Here is an 18,270-nt window from a genome sequence, read left to right on the forward strand (position 1 = left end):
CCGATGATTGACCCCGTACCCCATGATGCGTTGCCGTCCGGTCTTGCCGAAGAGATCGATCGCGGCCGCGAGAGCCGGATGTTGAGTTCGACGCTTCCCGTGCAAATCTGGGCGCACCGACCGGACACGGCAGCGGCGTGGCTGGCGCTGATGGCGACGATGCACGGTGCGGCATCGTCGCTCGATCCGCGTTTGCGCGAACTCGTGCGCCTCAAGATCGCCAGCATCACCAACTGCCGCGCCTGCCAGATCGCCCGCAAGACGGAGACGGTGAGCGAGGACGATGTCGCTTGTCTGAGTTGGGACGATCCGCGCTTCTCGCCGTCCGAAAGCGCCGCAATCCACTTCGCCGAACTGTTCGCACAGGATTATTTTGGGATCGACGCGGCGACGTACGAGGCGCTGGCGGAGCATTTCACCACTGCGCAGATGGTCGAATTGCATCAATATGCGGCGCTGATGCTGGCGGGCGGCCGCATGACCTACGTGCTGCGCGGCTATCCCGACGAAGATGCCGCCGCCTGATCGTCAGAGCGAGCGTGCGATGATTTCCTTCATGATCTCGGACGTGCCGCCGTAGATCCGTGCGACGCGGGCATCGACCCAGGCGCGCGCGATCTTATATTCGCTCATGAACCCGTAGCCGCCATGCAGTTGCAGGAATTCGTCCAGCAGGCGGTTCTGCATCTCGGAGCCGAGCAGCTTGGCCATCGCGGCCTTCTCGCTGGAAAGCTCGCCACGGAGCACCTCGCCGAGACATTCGTCCACGAACGCGCGCAGCATCGTCGCCTCGGCCTTTGCCTGGGCAAGCGTGAAGCGGGTGTTCTGATAATCGAACACCGTCTGGCCAAACACCTTGCGGTCGCGCGTATAGTCGATCGTCTCCTCCAGCAGCGCTTCGATCGAGGCCGCCGCGCGAATGCCGATGATGAGGCGTTCCCAGGCGAGCTGATGCGACAGGTAGCGGAAACCCTTGTCCTCCTCGCCCAGCCGGTTTGTGACCGGGACGCGGACGTTGTCGAAGAACAATTCGGACGTGTCCTGCCCCTTGAGGCCGATCTTCTCCAGCTTCTTGCCCTTGGCGAAGCCGGGCGTGCCATCCTCGACGCATACCAGGGTCAATTCGCGCGCGGCCGCGTCGGTCTTGCCGACGACGACCGCCATGCCGGAATTGATGCCGTTGGTGATGAACGTCTTGGAGCCGTTGATCACATATTCGTCGCCGTCGCGGCGGATCGTTGTGCGGACCGCGCGCAGGTCGCTGCCCATGCCCGGTTCGGTCATCGCGATCACCGCTATCATGTCGCCGTTGATCATCGGCGGCAGCCAGCGCGTCTTCTGCTCGTCGGTGCCGTAGGCGACCACGTAGTTGCTGACGATTTCGCTATGCGTGGTGAAGCCGACCGCGGTGGCGTTGGCGCGCGCCAGTTCCTCGATCAGTACCGCACTGTGCCCATAGTCGCCGCCACCGCCGCCGAACGCCTCGGGCGCGGTCACGCAGAGCAGGCCCTCGCGCCCGGCACGTTGCCACAGGCTTTTGGGAACGACACCATCATGCTCCCATTGCGCATGGTTGGGCACGATCTCGCGATCGATGAAGCGCCGCACCTGATCGCGGAACATCTCATGATCGTCGCGGAGGACGGGGCGCATGTGGTGGGTGCCTCTCTAGCGATCTTGGAAGCTCGGCGGCCGCTTCTCGAGAAACGCGGCGACGGCCTCGTCGTGGTCATGGGTGTGGTGTGCCAGCGCCTGATACGCGGCCGACAGCTCGAGCAGCGGGGCAAGCCGCATGTCCTGTGCCTCACGCAGCAGCCGCTTGGCGAGTCGCACCGCATGGCCGGGATTGGCGGCGATGCGATGGGCGAGCGCACGGGCGCCATCGAGCAACTGGTCGGCGGGAAGCACTTCGGTGACGAGACCGTATTCCAGCGCCTTGGCGGCGTCTATCGTGTCGCCGGTCAACGTCATCAGCGTGGCGCGGGCATTGCCGACGATGCGCGGCAACAGCCACGCCCCGCCATCGCCCGGTACGATGCCGAGTTTCACGAAACTCTCGGCGAAGATCGCGCGGTCTGTGGCAAGGCGGATATCACACATACAGGCAAGGTCGAGGCCCGCGCCGATCGCGGGGCCGTTGACTGCCGCGATCGTCGGCACCTCCAGCTCGTAGAGCGCAAGCGGAATCTGCTGGATGCCCTGCCGGTAGCGGTTGCGGAGCGCATAGGGTGAGCCTTCGAAGATGCCGGCCTTGTCGCGCATGTCCTTCACGTTGCCGCCCGCGCAGAACGCAGACCCGGCGCCGGTGACGATCACCGCCTTGATCGAGGCGTCGCCGGTAGCCTGGTCGCAGAACGCGCGGATTTCCTCGATATAGGTCAATGAGGTGATCGCGTTTCGTTCCTGCGGGCGGTTGAGCGTGATCGTCACCACCGGCCCGTTGCGATCGATCAGCAGGAAATCTTCCATATCAGCCTCCCCTCGGCCGGCCATCACGCGGCGATGCTGCCGTCCACGAGCTGCGGCAAAAAGCCTTGCCCGCCGGCCTGCGCGACCGCCGTGCCGATGCGCCCCGCCCAATACGTCTGACCGCCGAACTCGCTACGCCAGGACCACAACCGTCGCGTGCCAAAATGCAACGCGTGTTCGTAGGTAAAGCCGATCGCGCCGAGCACGGCATGGGCAATTCCGGCACCCGCGCCGGCTGCCTCGCTCGCCACCGATTTGGCCGCGGCGATCGCGAATACTTCGGGTCTTAGGGTGTTGGCGGCGAAGGCGGCCTCGGCGGTCGCCGAAGCAAGCATCGCATGTTCGGCAAGCAATGCGATCTGGTGCTGGATCGCCTGGAACTTACCGATCGGCCGGCCAAACTGAACGCGCTGATTGGCATAGTCGATCGCGGTGTCGAGCAACCGCTGGAGCGCGCCGGCGATCTGCGCCGATCGGATCATCGCGCCGGTAAGCAGGACAATCTCCTTGGGCAGATCGCGCAGCGGCGCGCGACAAAGCGGTTCGGCGCCCGCGATGCGGATCGTGCCGCGCGGTTCGCGTGCGATGTTCAGGCTCTCCCCGACCACCAGGCCATCTGTCGCGAACAGCAGGAGTTCGCCTTCCACTACGGTCAGCACATGCCGGGCATGCCTGGGCCATGGCACGTCGTGCAGCACGCCGTCCGCATCGACGGTGCCGAGCGTCGCCGGGCCGGTGATCGCATCGAGACCCGCGCGCGCCAGCAGCCAGTTGACCGCGATCGTCTCCGCAAGCGGGACGGGGGCGGCGTGGCGCCCCGCGGCACGGACCAGCACGAACGCATCGTGCCAGCTGCCGCCGACACCGCCGCGATCTTCGGTTGCCGCCGCCAGCGTAAGGCCGTTCTCCTCGATCGCCTGCCACAACGCCTCCGGCCAGACGCCAGCCTCTGCCGCGACGAGAAGCTCCACCGTCACCATGTCGCCGAGCAGCCGCTCGATGGTTTCTTCGAACATGTCCTTCATGCCGTCACCTGAGCCCGAGTCCGCGAGCGAGAATGCCACGCAGGATTTCGCGCGTACCGCCGCGGAGCGAGAAGGAGGGTGCGATCTGGGTCAGGTATGCCAGCACCTGCGCCTGATCCGAACCCGGCCCGATGCGTGGTTCGTCCGGCGCGATCAGTTGCGCGATTTCGGGCAGTTCCTGCTCGAGCCCATTGCCAATATCCTTGACGCAGGAGGCGGCCCAAGCGGGATCGCCGCCCGCATCCAGTTCCGCCGTTACCGCCAACGACATCGCGCGCAGGCCGTGCAGTTTGGCGACCAGGCGGCCGATCTGGAAGGATTGCAGCGCGTCGGGCTGCTTGCCTACGGCATCTATCAGCGTGGCGAGGAGGACGTGCGAACTGAGGAAGCGTTCGGGGCCGCTACGCTCGAAGGCGAGTTCGGCCATAACCTGGCTCCAGCCTTTGCCCTCGACGCCGACGAGCGCATCGGCATCGAGCGCGACATCGTCGAAGAACACCTCGTTAAAATGCTCGTGCCCGGTCAGGTCGCGGATCGGCCGGACGGTGACGCCGGGGGCGTGCAGATCGATGATGAACTGCGACATGCCGCCGTGGCGATCATCCTCGCGGCCTTCGGTGCGGACCAACGCGATCATGTAGTGGGAGCGGTGCGCGTTGGTGGTCCAGATCTTGCGGCCGTTGAGCACCCAGCCATCGCCGCTGCGCACCGCGCGCGTGCCGATCGACGCGAGATCGGAGCCCGAGTTAGGCTCGCTCATGCCGATGCAGAAATAGGCCTCGCCACGGCTGATCGCGGGGATGTAGCGTTCGCGCTGCGTTTCGGTGCCATAGTGCAGCAACAGCGGCGCGCTCTGCCGATCCGCGATCCAATGTGCCGACACCGGGGCGCCCGCCGCCAGCAATTCTTCGCTGACGACGTAGCGCGCGAACGCACCGGCGGCGCGGCCGCCGTAGCATTGCGGCATGGTGATGCCGATCAGGCCGGCTTCGCCTAGCTTCCGGCTGAATGCGGCGTCATACCCCATCCAGCTGTCGGCGCGGGCGAGCACAGGAATGTTCTCGATTTCGGCCGCGAGGAAACGCCGGACCTCGGCCCGAAATGCCTCCGCCTCGGATGGAATGGCGGCATGGGCGAAGCGCGCCGGAGTCATATCCGGCGATCCCGGTCGACACCGGATCGGGGCGACGACACGGCCCGATCGCTCAGGCTCAGGCCATGCGCCTGGCGGTGCGACGCAAGCGCCGCGTGCTGATCAACCTCGTTATTCTGCATTGTGACACTGCATCTATATCGAGAATAAGATCGACGCCAGCCTTAATCTGCGATCGCACGCGTTTGTTGCATCGTCCAGCCGTTCTCGGCCAGTCGATCAGAACAGGATGTTGGCGAAGCGTTGCGCGAGCGCCGCCATTTCTGATGACAGGGCCTCGATGTCATCATTGTCGAGCTGGGTGCGGAACATGATCGCGACCAGCGTGAACGCGACATAGCCCGAACTGTCAGTGATCGGCACGGCGATGCTCTTCACGCCCGCGGAATAGAACCCGTCGTCGGTAGCGAAGCCGCGTGCGGATGCCTCCTCGACCTGTTCCCAATATTGCTCGAAGGTCAGCGGTCGCTGCCACCGCAGCCGCCGAAACATGGCGCGAAGCTCCTTTTGCGGCAGATCGAGTTGCGAGGCCAGCACGCGTCCGGTCGCACCCATCATCATCGGCAAGCGCTGCCCCTCTACCATCTCGATGCGAACGTCGGTGGGGCTGCCGATGCTGCGGATGAGGATAATGCGATCGTCGGACACTCGCCGCCACAGGCACGTGGTGACCTTGAACTTGGCGGCGAGGCTTGCCATCAACGGCGACACCGCAGCGATCCGCTGACGTTCGCTGAGAAAGTTGCCGACGAGAGTCGTCAGCCCGATTCCGGGCGTATAGGTTTTCGAGAGCGGATCGAACTGGACGAGTTGCTCCGAAGCCAGCGTCCGCAGGATGTTGAAGCAGGTGCTCGCGTTGATCGACAGCGCGCGCGCGATCGAGATGGCGCGACCCGGCGAGCCCATTTCGTTCAGATGCCGCAAAATCCGGATCGCGTTGACGACCGGCTTGACGACCACGCTGGGCTCCAGCTCCCCTGCTTCCTCCCCGTCGCCCGGAAGGACATCTTCGGCCTCGGCCGGAGCAGGTTGCGCTTCGATGTCTTTTTGACGTTTGGCCCGCGCGGGTCGCGCAGGCCGATCTTCGTCCACGGTCGGAGTTTTCTTTACCACGCGCCGATCCTAGGCGAATGATCGCGCTGCCGCAACGCTCGCTCGCGGCGATCAGGACATGCGCTCGATGATCATTGCCGTGCCCAGGCCGCCGTTGCAGCAGATCGCCTGCAATCCGTAACGGCCGTCACGACGCTCCAGTTCGTGCAACATCGTGGTGAGCAGTCGTGCCCCCGTCGCGCCCAGCGGATGGCCAAGCGCGATTGCACCGCCATTCACGTTCAGTCGATCATGACCGACGCCGATCTCCCGCATCCACGCGATCGGCACGCATGCGAAGGCTTCGTTCACTTCGAACAGGTCGATATCGTCTGCCTTCAGTCCGGTGCGTGCGAGGAGCCGTTTGGTCGCCTCGATCGGCCCGGTCAACGTGAGTTCGGGATCGGAACCGACCCCGATCGTCGCGACGATCCGCGCGCGCGGCGCGACGTCGAGACGCTTCATGGCGCGCTCCGACATCACGAGTACGGCAGCGGCGCCGTCCGAGATCTGCGAGGCGTTGCCGGCGGTGATGCGGCCGCCCTCCGGCCGGAAGCTCGCCTTGAGCGTGCCCAGCTTTTCAAGGCTGGTGTCGCGACGGATGGTTTCGTCACGGATGAGCATCGGCGTTGATATCTCGGCGCCTCGCTCGCACAGTTCTGCAACCGGAACGGCGGCGATCTCGGCATCGAAGCGTCCGCTGTCTGCCGCGGCGGCGGCGCGGCGGTGGCTTTCGATCGCGTAAAGATCGCAGTCTTCACGGGTCAATTGGTAGAGGTCCGCGATGCGCTCGGCGGCTTCGCCCTGATTCACGATGTCGTAACGGTCTGCGACCATCCAGCCGAACGCCCCGCCGTGGATCGCGCGGTTGCTGCCCATTGGCACGCGCGTCATCGACTCGGCACCGCCGGCAACGACGACGTCAGCGGCTCCGCTCGCGATCGAGCCGGCGGCGATATGCACCGCCGCCTCGCCCGAACCACACTTGCGGTCGACGGTCATGCCCGGGATGGTGAACGGCCAACCGGCACCTAGCAAAGCGGTGCGCGCGATGTTGGCGGATTGCTCGCCGATCTGCGTGACGCAGCCTAGCACCACGTCGTCCACCTCGGTCGGCGACACGCCGGCGCGCTCCGTCACGGCGCCGAGAATATGTGCGCCCAGATGATCGGCCCGTACCGCGCCGAGACCGCCGCGAAAGCGCCCGATTGGTGTCCGCGCGGCGGAGACGATGAACGCGCTCACAGCACGCCTGCCTTCAGGCCCGAGTTCGGGACCTTCTGCCCGTCTCGATATTCATAGACGCCCGCCCCGGTCTTGCGGCCGTAGCGGCCCGCCGCGACCATCTTGACGATGAGCGGGCAGGGGCGGAACTTCTCGCCCAAGGTCTGGTGAAGATAGCGCAACACCGACAGCCGCGTGTCCCAGCCGGTGACATCGCCCAGCTCGAGCGGTCCGAGCGGATGGTTGAAGCCCAGCCGGTGCGCCGTGTCGATATCTTCTGCTGTCGCGGTGCCTTCCATCAACATGTACATGGCTTCGTTGCCCGCCATGGCCGACATGCGGCTGGTCGTTAGCCCCGGCGCCTCGTTGACGATGATCGACGTCTTGGCGATCGCCTCGCAATATGCGCGTGTCTCGGCGACCGTCTCGTCGCTGGTGGCGAGACCGCGAACGATCTCGACCAGTTTCATCTTGTGGACCGGATTGAAGAAATGCATGCCGACCACGCGACTCGCATCGGTCGCCTCGCGCGCGATTTCGGTCACGCTGAGCGCCGAGGTGTTGGTCGCGACGATCGCGCCGGCGGCGAGCACCGGCTCGGCCGCCTTGATGACGGCGAGTTTGACCGCGAGCTTCTCCAAAACCGTCTCGATCAACAGTGCCGCGCCCCGCGCTGCTTCTGCGATGTCGGTCGCGGTCGATAGCCGCTGCTTGGATGCTGCGGCAACATCCTCGGCGAGCTTGCCGAGGCGGACACCGTCGTCGAGGATCTTGCCGATCCCAGTCTGCGCCCGCGTCAGCGCTGCCTGGTCGATATCCACCAAGGTCGTCGCGTAACCGGCAACGGCAAAAGCATGGGCGATGCCCGTGCCCATCAGGCCCGCGCCCGCCACGACTACCGTGTTGTCCTTGTTCATCTTCGCCCCGTTGCTCGTCATCCCGGACCTAGCAGTGCGACCGCCGCAGCGATTTTGTCAATTCCTGATGCCGAATTTGGTACTGATACGAGAATAAAAAACGATGTTCGTGTACGATGAAACGCCCGCCTCCGGTTGGAGACGGGCGTTCGGGCAGCACACGAAAAAGTGTTCGGCGATCAGAGGAAGACCGCCAGATTCGGCATGCCGAGCACCGCCTGATCAAGAATGATTTCGCGACTCGCCAACTCGAAGCGCTCGCCCAAATCGCGGATCACGTCGCGGCGTTCGCCCGACATCAGCATCAGCGTCGCATTCTCGAAACGGCTGCGGGTGAGCAGGAAGTAACTCGTCACGGCATAACTGCCCTCGTCCTCGCCTTCGAGCACGCGGATGTTGGTGATCAGCCGCCGCGTGCGCGAGGGCGGATCCTCCGCGAAGGCGCTGTTGCCGTGCAACCGGCGTACCCGCGCCGACAGCGTCTTGTGGTTCTCGTCGAAATGCATGACGCGCCGATCGATCGACTTGTCCCAATCTTTGAGGCTGCGCGTCATGCGCTGTGGGCAGGTGTATCGCACGTCTTCGGCCAGCCAGCCGACCCACTCCGCATAGCGTAGCGCATCGAGCGTAGCCGCCTCTTCGAAATAGGCCTCGGCGATCCGTCCGTAGAGCGTCGTTCCCATCAGGATCCGCGCCCGCGCGGGCGTCTCGGCTTCGGCCACTGCCGCATCGCTGCTCGTCATGTCTATCCTCTCCCCAATGCGATCAGTCGGTGGTGGTCATCAGTTCGCGCCAGTACATCCACCAGTTCCACTGCGTGTCATCCTTGGTGAAACCGTCATAGACCAAGGCGGGGCCGCGCCAGCTCGCCGGGCGGGGGTTCGCGTTCATCGCCTGATATTTCATTGTCATCTTCTTGCCCTGTGCTCCGCGCGCCGAAAGCGTCATGTGCGGCCAGGTGTCACTGTCGTCCTGTTCGACCAAGCCCGAAGTGCCGAGCATGAAGATCGTGTTCTTTAGCATGATCTCCTTGTCCGCATCGGGCGTGCCGCTTTCGCAGAACACCCAATTTACGAACTCCAGCTTATCCGGGCCGCGCGGGATGTAGGTATGCAGCGCCATCGAACCGAGGATGCGTCCGTCGGGCTGCGGCGCGTAGATGCAGGCGAGCAGGATATTGGGGAACATGCCACCGACCTGCGGCGGATTGGTCATCAACTGCTCCATCTGCTCCGGCGTGAGATTGGCGCGGACCTCGTCGAGCATCTCGGGCGTGCAGCCGGGTGCGGGCAGGATGTTCCAGCGCTCCTCGACGGACATCGTGCCCTTGTCGAAATCCTTGGCACGCGCAAACTTTTTGGACAGCGACTGGCAGCGCAGCGCATGGCCATGATCGGAACCGACTTCGACACCGTACATGGTGCTGGTCAGATCGCTGCCGCCATTACCAAACATCTCGTCCAGCCAGCGGTGCAGCGTGAGCGTATGGAAGCCGTCCGCCGCCGACTGTTCGCCCGCCGCCTTCCAGTTGGCGTCGACGATGAACCGCTGCGGCGGGCCGAGCACTTCCCAACCACCTTTGGTGCGGTTGAAGATCATGTCGTAATACCATTTCATCTCGCCGAGAAAATCGTCGAACGAGGGGCCGTCGATGTTCCAGGTCGCGAAGATCAGCCCCGCATAGAGATGCACCCGCGCCTTGCGCAGTCCGAGTTCGGCTTTGGGAAGAAGCTCGCCGTGCATCTTTTCCTCGGCGACGGGCGAGCCGACGAAGTCGCCGTTCGGCTTGAACGCCCACCCATGATAAATGCATTTGTGAACCGGCGCGTTGCCCGCGTCGGTCAGGCAGACGCGCATGCCCCGGTGCGGACAGACGTTGAGCGAAACATGGATCGTTCCGTCGCGCTCGCGCGCCACGATCACCGAGTCGTTGCCCATGTCGCGCATCACGAAATCGCCGGCGTCGGGAATCTCGCTCTGGTGTCCAAGGAACAGCCAGGTTTTCCCGAACACCCGCTCCATCTCGAGATCGTAGACCTCGCGATCGGAGAGGACGCGAAGCTCGACCTCGCGGCTTTCGGGGCGGACGAGATCGCCGATCATCGTGCCATCGGACAAAGTAGGCGTGGTGCGTGTCAGCATCATGGTCATCCTCTGCGTAAGCGGCGTCTGGCGCCGACTAGCGGCTACGCTCTTGGCTGGTAATTCCTAGACACCTATGCCATCTATGTTCAGGAGTTTCAACATATCTTGTTGCGGTTCGCCGCGTCGGAGGGCAACAAGGGCAATAAGCTTTCCGCAGAGAATGCTGACCAAGGAGAATGTTCCCCAATGTCCATATCGCTGGATCAAGCGCCCGTAATGCGTGCCGTCGCCGATCGCGGAGCTTGTTGCGCCTACGGCGTCTGTCACGAAATCTGCCCGGAAGTCTGGACGCTGGACGACGCCGGCATCGTTGCGATCGCGGATGGCGCGACCATTCCCGCCGCATTGCTCGACAAGGCGATCGAGGGAGCTCAAGCCTGCCCCGCCAACGCGCTCTCCGTTGAACCGGCGGCGGCGTGAGCGGCGCGCTGGATGGTCTGGTCGCGCTGATCTCGGGCACCGGCGGCGGCCTGGGACGCGCCGCAGCCCTGCACTTCGCTGCCGCGGGCGCGCGTGTCGTCGGCTGCGACCTCGATATCGAGGGTCACCGCCAGACCGTCGATCTGGTGCGCGCGAGCGGTGGCGAGATGGACGGGCCGGCGGACGCGCTCGATCTTGCCACGGCGGCCGGCTCGGCGGCGTGGATCGACCATGCGCTGCGCGCTCACGGCCGGATCGACATCCTCTACAACAATGCCTCGGCGGCGCGCTTCGCCCCGGTCGATCAGATGACCGATGCGGAATGGCATTTCACCATCCGCAATGAACTCGACCTCGTCTTTTTTGCAACGCGCGCGGCCTGGCCCCATCTGGCGGCGCAGGGGGGTGTCATCATCAACGTCGGTTCGACCGCAGCCTGGGCGGGAACCGCCGGCAGCGGCAAGATCGCACACGCCGCCGCCAAGGGCGCGATCGTCGCGATGACGCGGCAACTGGCGGTCGAGGGTGCCCCGCTGGGGATTCGCGCACTCAGCATCAGTCCGGGATTCATCAGGACGCCGGGTACGGCGCCGTTCCTGCAACGGGAGGAGATTCGCGCGCGGCTCGTCGCGAACATCCCGCTCGGCCGGCCTGGCGAGCCGGACGAGATTGCCGCCGCGGCGGTGTTCGCGGCGTCGGCGGGAGCAAGCTTCATGACCGGCAACGACATCGTAATCGATGGCGGCGCGCTCGCGGCCTGAGCGCCCGCGATCGCGTTCCATTCTTGACCAGGGAGAGCGAAGTAATGGATATCATCGGTGTAGGCTATCTCGGCTTCGAGACCGCGAAGCTGGAGGAATGGCGCGACTACGGCACCGGGGTGCTGGGCTGGCAAGTTGCCGACAATGTCGATCCCGACGGATTGCACTTCAAGCTCGACGAACGCCGCAGCCGCTTCAGCTTCTGGCCTGGCGAGATTGACCGGCTCGCCTATGTCGGTTGGGAGGCCGTCGGCCGACAGGAATTTCTCGCCGCGCTCGACACCTTCGATCTCGAAGGGGTGCCCTATGAACGTGGCGATGCCGAGTTGGCGGCACGCCGGGGCGTCCGCGAGGTGGCCCGCTTCAAGGACCCGGTCGGCTTCCAGCACGAGCTTTTCTACGGGCAGAAGTTCGCGCCCGATTCCTTTCTGCCGAGCCGCCCTCATTCGGGTTTCGTGACCGCAGAGCGGGGGATGTGCCATCTCGTCGTCATCACCCCGGAATATACCGACGCTCTTGAAGATTTCCTGACGCGGATCATGGGATTCCGGTGGTACGGGTCGGGTGCAGGCAAGGGACGCACCGGTTTCTTCCGTTCGAAACTGAACGATCGCACAAGCCACGACATCGCTTACGGCCATGGGCCGGGAATGCGCGGCATCCAGCATGTCGGCCTTTACCTGAAGGCGATGCGCGACGTCGGACAGACCTATGACCGGGTGCAGCAGCGTGAAATCCCGATGATGATGACGCTGGGCCAGCACACGCAGGACCCCCACCTTTCCTTCTACCATTATTCGCCGAGCGGCTTCGCGATCGAGTCGATCTGGGAGATGCGGCCGTGGGTTCCGGAACTGTTCGAGCCGAACCCCGAAACGCTGAGCGCTTGGGGGCATCAGCTCGTCGGCCCGATCCTGGGACCGAGCGTGAAGAAGATCAGCGAACTCGGCGAAGCGGCGGCTTGAGCCATGCACGTCGCGCGGGTGGCCGGCACCTCGGGAGACGATTTCTGGGCGTTGGTCGATCCGCACGTCGGCACGGCGCGCCGTATTCACACGCCATTCGCGCACTGGGCGCCATTCGCCGCGCAGGGCGACGCAGACGCGTTTGCGCTGGCGGGGGAAGCGTCACGACTGGCGGACCTTAGACTGCGCGCGCCGCGTGAACCGGGCGCGCGCGTCTTCGGCGTTGGGTTGAACTATCTCGAACATCTCACCCGCCTCGGCCGCAAGGAGCCGCCGCCCCACACGATCGCCTATATCAAGCCCGATTCGGCGATCGTCGATCCGGGCGGGCAAATCAGCTATCCGGCGGTGACCGCGATGCTCGATTTTGAAGTGGAACTCGTAGCGGTCGTGGCGCGCCCACTCGAGAACGCGCAACGCGCGACCGAATGCCTGCTCGGTTATACGATCGGCAACGATGTCAGCGCGCGGGATGCAGGCAAGCAGCTTGGCTCCTTGGATCTTTTTACGCAAAAAGCGCTCGACGCGACGGCGGCGATCGGACCGTGGATCACTACGCTCGACGCGCTCGGCGGCGCCGGTCAGCCCGCGCTCGACGTCGAGATGGAGGTCAACGACGAAATCCGGCAGCGCGACAACAGCCGCAACATGATCTTCTCGCTCGACGAACTGCTCGATTACGTTGACGCGCGGGTTCGGCTGCGCCCGGGCGACCTGCTGTTCACCGGCTCCACCGCCGGTGTCGGTCTGGAGGACGGAAGGTTTCTGAAGCCCGGCGACCGGCTGGTCGCGCGGATCGGCGGGATCGGGGCGCTGGCGCATGGCGTCGGGCCGAAGCGCGTGCTGGCACCCAACCGTGGCACCGGTCGTCTCGGCATACCCGCGGCCGTCGCAGCGATACCCGACGGCCGTTCAAACGAATTTGATAGAGAATGAAATTCTGATGTTGGCATAGTCGAACGAATGTTGCTACGCCTGCCACAGGTGCTCGCTGGAAGCACCGCCGGCAAGAGGATGGGATGGCTGAACAGTCCAGAGCGGGATGGTACCAAGGGCCGCGCGACACTCCGGTGGCGGCGCTCGCACGGGCGGTCGCCGCGCATCCAGACAAGACCTTCCTCGACTTCGGCGGCGAGACCTATAGCTACGGCGCGTTCGACGGGCTGACGAACCGTCTCGGCCATGCGCTGACTGCACTGGGTGTCGGCGAAGGCGAAACCGTGGTAACGATGTTGGACAACAACATCGATGCCGTGGCCGCCTGGATCGGCATCAACAAAATCCACGCGGTCAGCGTGCCGCTCAATACGGCGCTTCTCGGCGAGTTCCTGCGGCATCAGGTCGAGGACGCCGCTGCAGCGATCCTCATCTGCGAGGCTCACTACCTCGATCGCATCGTCGCAATCGCCGATCGGCTGACGTTCCTCAAGCTGATCCTCGTCCGCGGCGATCTCGCATCGGCTGTGGCCTGCGCGATACCGGTCCGCGCGCTCGACGATCATCGCGGCGACGACGATACGGCGATGGAGCGGCTGCCCGATCCCGCCGCGCTCAATGCATTGATCTACACGTCGGGCACGACCGGCCCGTCGAAAGGCTGCATGATGAGCGGCAACCAGATGTGTCATGTCGCCCGGCTGCTGCTGCGCGCGTCACCGATCGGGCATGACGACATCTACTGGACGCCGTTGCCCTTCTTTCACCTCAACGCGATCGCGACGGGGGCGGTGTCGGTGTTGCTGGTAGGCGCCACCATGTCGATCAGCCCGCGCTTCTCCGTCTCGGGTTTCTGGCCCGCGATCGAGGCATCGGGCGCTACCGTGGTGTCGATCCTGGGCTCGCTCGGCACGATGCTGGCGCGCGCTGCGGAAAACGAGGCGATGAAGCGCTGTTTCGGGCAGGTCCATACCGTCAAGGGCAATCCCTTCTCGGAAGACATCAAGGCGATCTGGCGCGAGCGGTTTGGCGCGAAGCGGATCGGCTCGAACGCCTACGGGCTGACCGAAGCGCTGGTGACGACGCTGCCCGCCGACGAGCCGGCGGCGCCCGGTTCATCGGGCAAGTGCGCAGCCGAATTCGACGTGCGCATCTTCGACGATCACAACAACGAGGTGCCGTTGGGCCAGGCGGGCGAGATCGTCGTGCGACCATTATACCCCGACATCATGTTCAAGGGATATTGGCGGCGTCCCGAAGAGACGCTCAAGCTGATGGGCGACCTGTGGTTCCACACCGGCGACATCGGCAAGTTCGACGAACAGGGCTTCTTCTATTTCGTCGATCGCAAGAAGGATTATCTGCGTCGGCGCGGCGAGAACATTTCGAGCTTCGAGATGGAGAGCGCCTTGCTGCTTCATCCCGACATCGCCGAAGTCGCGGTTCACGCCGTGCCGTCCAACGTGGGCGAGGACGATCTCAAGGTGACGGCACGCCTGAAGCCGGATGCGACTTTGAAGGAGGAGGCGCTGTGCCGGTGGCTGATCGAACGCGTGCCGTCTTATGCCGTGCCTCGCTACATCGAATTCCGCGAAACCCTGCCGACCAATCCGCAGGGCCGCGTGCTGAAGTACAAGTTGCGTGACGAGGGTGCGACGGACACGACGTGGGATTTCGAGAAAAGCGACGTGAAAGTAGCAAAACGCTGACCCCGCCGGGGTTCGCCGATCAGGAAGAGAACCCGATGAAGCAAGATGCTGGGCCACCGCTGAAGCCGCTGGCCCGCGCCGCGTTAGCCGGCGCCAGCGTGCCGATGGCGATGCTGACGCTGCCGCTGGTCGTCAATGTGCCCGAATATTTCGGCAACGCGATAGGTCTCGATCTGGCGCTGGTCGGCACGATCTTCATGGCTGTGCGCGTGCTCGATATCGTGATCGATCCGCTGCTAGGCGTCGCGATGGATGCCACACGGACACGCTGGGGCCGCTTCCGCCCTTGGCTGCTGATCGGGCTGCCGGTGCTGATCGCCGGTACGGTGATGCTGTTCATGCCGCCGCACAACGTGGGCGGCGCCTATCTCGTCATTGGCCTGATCCTCGCCTACGCGGGCTGGTCGATCCTGTCGCTCGCCCAACTCTCGCTCGCGGCCGGGCTGGTGCGCGGCTATGCCGACCGTGCCCGGATTTACGCGTGGATACAGGCGGCGTTCCTCGGTGGCGTCTGCCTCGTCATGCTGTTGCCGCTGGCGATGGGGCGGATCGCAAACGATGCCGGCACCGCACTTTCGGCGATGGGCTGGCTGATCATCGGCGCCGCCGTGCCACTTACGCTGATGGCAGCGGCGCTGGTGCCCGAACGCCCTCACGTCTCCGCGCGCGACCGGCTTGGCGTGGGCGGTTATCTCCAATTGATCCGCCGCTCTGCCGTCGTCCGGCTGGTCACCGCGGATCTCCTGTTCGGGCTCGGCTTCGGCGTCGCCTCGGCGGTGCTGGTGTTCTTCTTCATTTCCGCAAAGGGGCTGGAGCGCAGCACGATCGGCGTCCTGCTGATCGCGCAGATGGGCACGGCCGTGGTGGCGATGCCGTTGCTCGGCGCCTTGGCGGCACGCGTCGGCAAGCAGGTCGCGCTGGCAAGCTGCGGCATCGTGTCTTTCGTGCTGTGCCCGACGATGCTGCTGGTGCCGCACCATGATCTGGTGCTCTCCGCCGTGGTGATGGCGATCTGGGGCGTGTTCTATGGCGGCGTCAGCTTCCTGCCGCGCGCGATGATGGCCGATGCCGCCGACGAGCTTAAGCTGGAGCAGGGCGTCGATCGCACCGGTGTACTCTACGCGCTGCTGATCAGCAGCTGGAAGCTCGGCGGCGCGTTTTCGGTGGGGCTGAGCTATATCCTGCTCGACTGGATCGGCTATGTGCCGAAACTGGGCGTCGCCAACAGTGCGCAGGCGCTGCGTGGCGTGCAGATGCTGTTCGCAGGCACGCCCGCCGTCATGGGATTGCTCGGCGCGTTGCTGTGCTGGGGCTATCCGCTCACCAGCGCACGCTGCGCCGAGATCCGCGCGCGCCTCGACGAACGGGCCGCCGGCGCGCGCTGACCTGTCTCAGCCGACGCCGGCGGCGTCGATCGCGTCCATTGCGCTGTCTTGCGACTGGCTGTCTTCGTAGCGCTTGCGCATCGCCTCGCCAAACTCGCGCTTCAGCTTGGGGTAATAGGTGATCTGGCCATACAGGCCACCCGATACGTTGATCTCGACGCCGCTGATGAAGCTGGCGAGTTCGCTGGCGAGGAAGATCGCGACACCCGCGACATCCTGCGGCGTGCCGAAGCGGCCCATCGGCACGACTTTCAGCACCATCTCGTCAAATTCCTCGCGGCTCACGCCCGGCGGCATCTCGCGATAGTGGCGGTCCCATTGGCCGGTATCGATCCAGCCCATGTTGAGCGAGTTGACGAGGATGTTGTCGGGCGCGAGAGCCTGACCAAGCAGCTTCGAAAGTGCGATGCACGAGGCGCGATTGATCACCGAAGGGATGCCGTCGGGCGTCGGGATCGATCCCGCGACCGCATTGATGTCGATGATGCGGCCCCAGCGTTGCTTGCGCATGTGCGGCACCACCGCCTGCGCCATGCGGAAATGACCCATCTGGAGAATGTTCGCATGCGCCAGCAGTTGTTCAGGCGTGAGATTTTCCAGCGTGCCGCTTTGTCCCTGGCCGGCATTGTTGACGAGCACGTCGACGCCGTCCCAACGCTCCGCCACTTCGGCGACGAAATCCTTGGCCGATTGATCGTCGGCGACGTCGAGGCGGCGCACGATCGTGTCGGCGGCGCCTGCGCCGATCTCGGCGGCGGTGGCGCGGATCGCCTCCTCGTTGCGCGCGCCGATCGCGAGGCGGCAGCCCTCGGCGGCGAAGGCGGCGGCGATGCCCCGACCGATGCCGCGCGAGGCGCCGGTGACGATTACGCGTTTGCCGGTCAAGTCTATATGCATGTGCTTACCTCTTCAAAGCAGGGTTCAGGAAAGGTGCGGAGTCACGCGGCGCTGCGCGTCGGCGAGGAAGCGATACGGGAACAGGCGCGGGTTGACCGATACCGAGTCGAGCGCGGCGCGGTGTTCGTCACTGATCGTAAAGGTGAGCGAGCGCAGCGTGTCCTCGATCTGTGCAACCTTGGTCGCGCCGAGCAGCACCGACGCGACGCCGGGCCGGTTCGCCACCCAGTTGATCGCCACCTGCGCCATCGACCGATCGGTCGCCCGCGCAACCTGTTCAAGCGCCGCGACGATCTGCCAGTTGCGCGCGGTTAGCCGATCGAAACGGCCGGCCTTGTCGACGGTTTCGACGCGACCGGCTGCGAGGCCACCGTCGCCGGGCGAACGGTGCTTGCCCGACAGCAGTCCGTTGCAGAGCGGTGCCCAGGCGAGGATGCCCATGCCGAGCTCCGCGCACAGCGTCGGGAATTCCAGTTCCAGCCCGCGTTCGACCAGCGAATATTCGAGCTGCACCGCGCATAGCCGCTCGTAGCCACGCCATTCTGCCAGCGTTTGCGCACGCGCGGCGTACCAGCCGGTCACATCGGACAAGGCAACGTAACGGACCTCGCCCGAGCGGACGAGATCGTCGAGCCCGCGCATCACTTCCTCGGCCGGCGTAACCCCGTCCCAGAGGTGGAGGATGTAGAGATCGATATAGTCGGTGCCGAGTCGGCGCAGACTGCCCTCCAGCGCCGCCATCATCGATTTGCGGCCGTTGCCGGTGGCGTTCGCGCCGACTCCACCGCTGCCGAAGCTGAACTTGCTGGCTATCACCAACTGCTCGCGCAGATTGCGGTCGGCAAGATACCGCCCCACGAAGCGTTCGCTCTCGCCGCCGGAATAATAATCGGCCGTGTCGATGAGATTGCCGCCCGCCGCAACGAATCGATCCATGATCGCATCGGCGGCGGCCGCGTCGCATCCCCAACCCGGCTGGCCGAACGTCATCGTGCCGAGCGCAAGCCGCGAGACGCGCAGCCCGGAGCGCCCGAGCAGCCGGATCGGAAGACGTGCCTCCGACGATTCGTCGCGTGTCATGCGGTTCCTCTCCAATCCCGTCTTGCAATATCGTTCCAAGGAGCGAATGGATAGCCAGTCAGAGAAACTTGGCAAGCTGCTCGATCTCCAAC

At 64.8% G+C, this 18,270-nt stretch carries 18 protein-coding genes; 7 read left to right on the forward strand and 11 right to left on the reverse strand.

From position 1 onward, the window contains the following. Positions 1–3: 3 nt before the first annotated feature. Complete coding sequence (locus L8F97_RS18200) at positions 4–525, forward strand: carboxymuconolactone decarboxylase family protein (RefSeq protein ID WP_242153547.1); 522 nt, start codon at positions 4–6, stop codon at positions 523–525. Between the two features lie 3 nt (positions 526–528). On the opposite strand, the gene L8F97_RS18205 is transcribed toward L8F97_RS18200, so the two are convergent. The 9 genes from L8F97_RS18205 to L8F97_RS18245 form a co-directional block, all read right to left on the reverse strand. Continuing rightward, positions 529–1,653, reverse strand: a complete 1,125-nt coding sequence (locus L8F97_RS18205) for an acyl-CoA dehydrogenase family protein (RefSeq protein ID WP_242153549.1) — start codon at positions 1,651–1,653, stop codon at positions 529–531. 15 nt (positions 1,654–1,668) lie between these two features. Further along, on the reverse strand, positions 1,669–2,469 hold the full coding sequence (locus tag L8F97_RS18210; RefSeq protein ID WP_242153551.1) for a crotonase/enoyl-CoA hydratase family protein: 801 nt from the start codon (positions 2,467–2,469) through the stop codon (positions 1,669–1,671). Positions 2,470–2,492: 23 nt separating this feature from the next. After that, complete coding sequence (locus L8F97_RS18215; RefSeq protein WP_242153553.1) at positions 2,493–3,485, reverse strand: acyl-CoA dehydrogenase family protein; 993 nt, start codon at positions 3,483–3,485, stop codon at positions 2,493–2,495. 13 nt (positions 3,486–3,498) lie between these two features. After that, the gene (locus L8F97_RS18220; RefSeq protein ID WP_242153555.1) at positions 3,499–4,647 is read right to left on the reverse strand and encodes an acyl-CoA dehydrogenase family protein; all 1,149 of its coding nucleotides are present in this window, start codon (positions 4,645–4,647) and stop codon (positions 3,499–3,501) included. Positions 4,648–4,866: 219 nt separating this feature from the next. Beyond that, a complete protein-coding gene (locus L8F97_RS18225) occupies positions 4,867–5,760 on the reverse strand; it encodes an IclR family transcriptional regulator (protein WP_242153557.1) in 894 nt (297 codons plus the stop codon). Positions 5,761–5,811: 51 nt separating this feature from the next. After that, positions 5,812–6,984: a thiolase family protein gene (locus L8F97_RS18230; protein WP_242153559.1), complete on the reverse strand. Its 1,173-nt coding sequence runs from the start codon at positions 6,982–6,984 to the stop codon at positions 5,812–5,814. Then, positions 6,981–7,880 carry a 3-hydroxyacyl-CoA dehydrogenase gene (locus tag L8F97_RS18235; protein WP_242153561.1) on the reverse strand — a complete coding sequence of 300 codons (900 nt, stop codon included), beginning with the start codon at positions 7,878–7,880 and terminating at the stop codon, positions 6,981–6,983. Before L8F97_RS18235 ends, L8F97_RS18230 begins: the two co-directional genes overlap by 4 nt. 179 nt (positions 7,881–8,059) lie before the next feature. Continuing rightward, a complete protein-coding gene (locus L8F97_RS18240; protein WP_242153562.1) occupies positions 8,060–8,623 on the reverse strand; it encodes an aromatic-ring-hydroxylating dioxygenase subunit beta in 564 nt (187 codons plus the stop codon). 22 nt (positions 8,624–8,645) lie between these two features. Further along, positions 8,646–10,025, reverse strand: coding sequence for an aromatic ring-hydroxylating dioxygenase subunit alpha (locus L8F97_RS18245; protein WP_242153566.1), 1,380 nt, complete (start codon positions 10,023–10,025; stop codon positions 8,646–8,648). A 216-nt stretch (positions 10,026–10,241) separates the two neighbouring features. Between L8F97_RS18245 and L8F97_RS18250 the strand changes: the two genes are divergently transcribed. The 6 genes from L8F97_RS18250 (at position 10,242) to L8F97_RS18275 (ending at position 16,201) form a co-directional block, all read left to right on the forward strand. Beyond that, entirely contained in the window at positions 10,242–10,445 is a 204-nt protein-coding gene (locus tag L8F97_RS18250; RefSeq protein ID WP_242153568.1) for a ferredoxin, read from the forward strand. Beyond that, entirely contained in the window at positions 10,442–11,206 is a 765-nt protein-coding gene (locus L8F97_RS18255) for an SDR family NAD(P)-dependent oxidoreductase (protein WP_242153570.1), read from the forward strand. Before L8F97_RS18250 ends, L8F97_RS18255 begins: the two co-directional genes overlap by 4 nt. Before the next feature lie 44 nt (positions 11,207–11,250). Beyond that, a complete protein-coding gene (locus L8F97_RS18260) occupies positions 11,251–12,171 on the forward strand; it encodes a VOC family protein (protein ID WP_242153572.1) in 921 nt (306 codons plus the stop codon). A gap of 3 nt (positions 12,172–12,174) precedes the next feature. After that, complete coding sequence (locus L8F97_RS18265) at positions 12,175–13,107, forward strand: fumarylacetoacetate hydrolase family protein (protein ID WP_242153574.1); 933 nt, start codon at positions 12,175–12,177, stop codon at positions 13,105–13,107. 83 nt (positions 13,108–13,190) lie between these two features. Then, positions 13,191–14,816, forward strand: coding sequence for an AMP-binding protein (locus L8F97_RS18270; protein ID WP_242153576.1), 1,626 nt, complete (start codon positions 13,191–13,193; stop codon positions 14,814–14,816). A gap of 35 nt (positions 14,817–14,851) precedes the next feature. Continuing rightward, positions 14,852–16,201, forward strand: coding sequence for an MFS transporter (locus tag L8F97_RS18275; protein WP_242153577.1), 1,350 nt, complete (start codon positions 14,852–14,854; stop codon positions 16,199–16,201). A gap of 6 nt (positions 16,202–16,207) precedes the next feature. On the opposite strand, the gene L8F97_RS18280 is transcribed toward L8F97_RS18275, so the two are convergent. Beyond that, on the reverse strand, positions 16,208–17,098 hold the full coding sequence (locus L8F97_RS18280) for an SDR family oxidoreductase (RefSeq protein ID WP_242153579.1): 891 nt from the start codon (positions 17,096–17,098) through the stop codon (positions 16,208–16,210). 24 nt (positions 17,099–17,122) lie between these two features. Beyond that, positions 17,123–18,178, reverse strand: a complete 1,056-nt coding sequence (locus tag L8F97_RS18285; RefSeq protein ID WP_242153582.1) for an aldo/keto reductase — start codon at positions 18,176–18,178, stop codon at positions 17,123–17,125. Between the last annotated feature and the right edge of the window lie 92 nt (positions 18,179–18,270).

Origin of the sequence: Sphingomonas sp. BAUL-RG-20F-R05-02 (assembly GCF_022662305.1) — a bacterium.
Taxonomy (GTDB): Bacteria; Pseudomonadota; Alphaproteobacteria; order Sphingomonadales; family Sphingomonadaceae; genus Sphingomonas.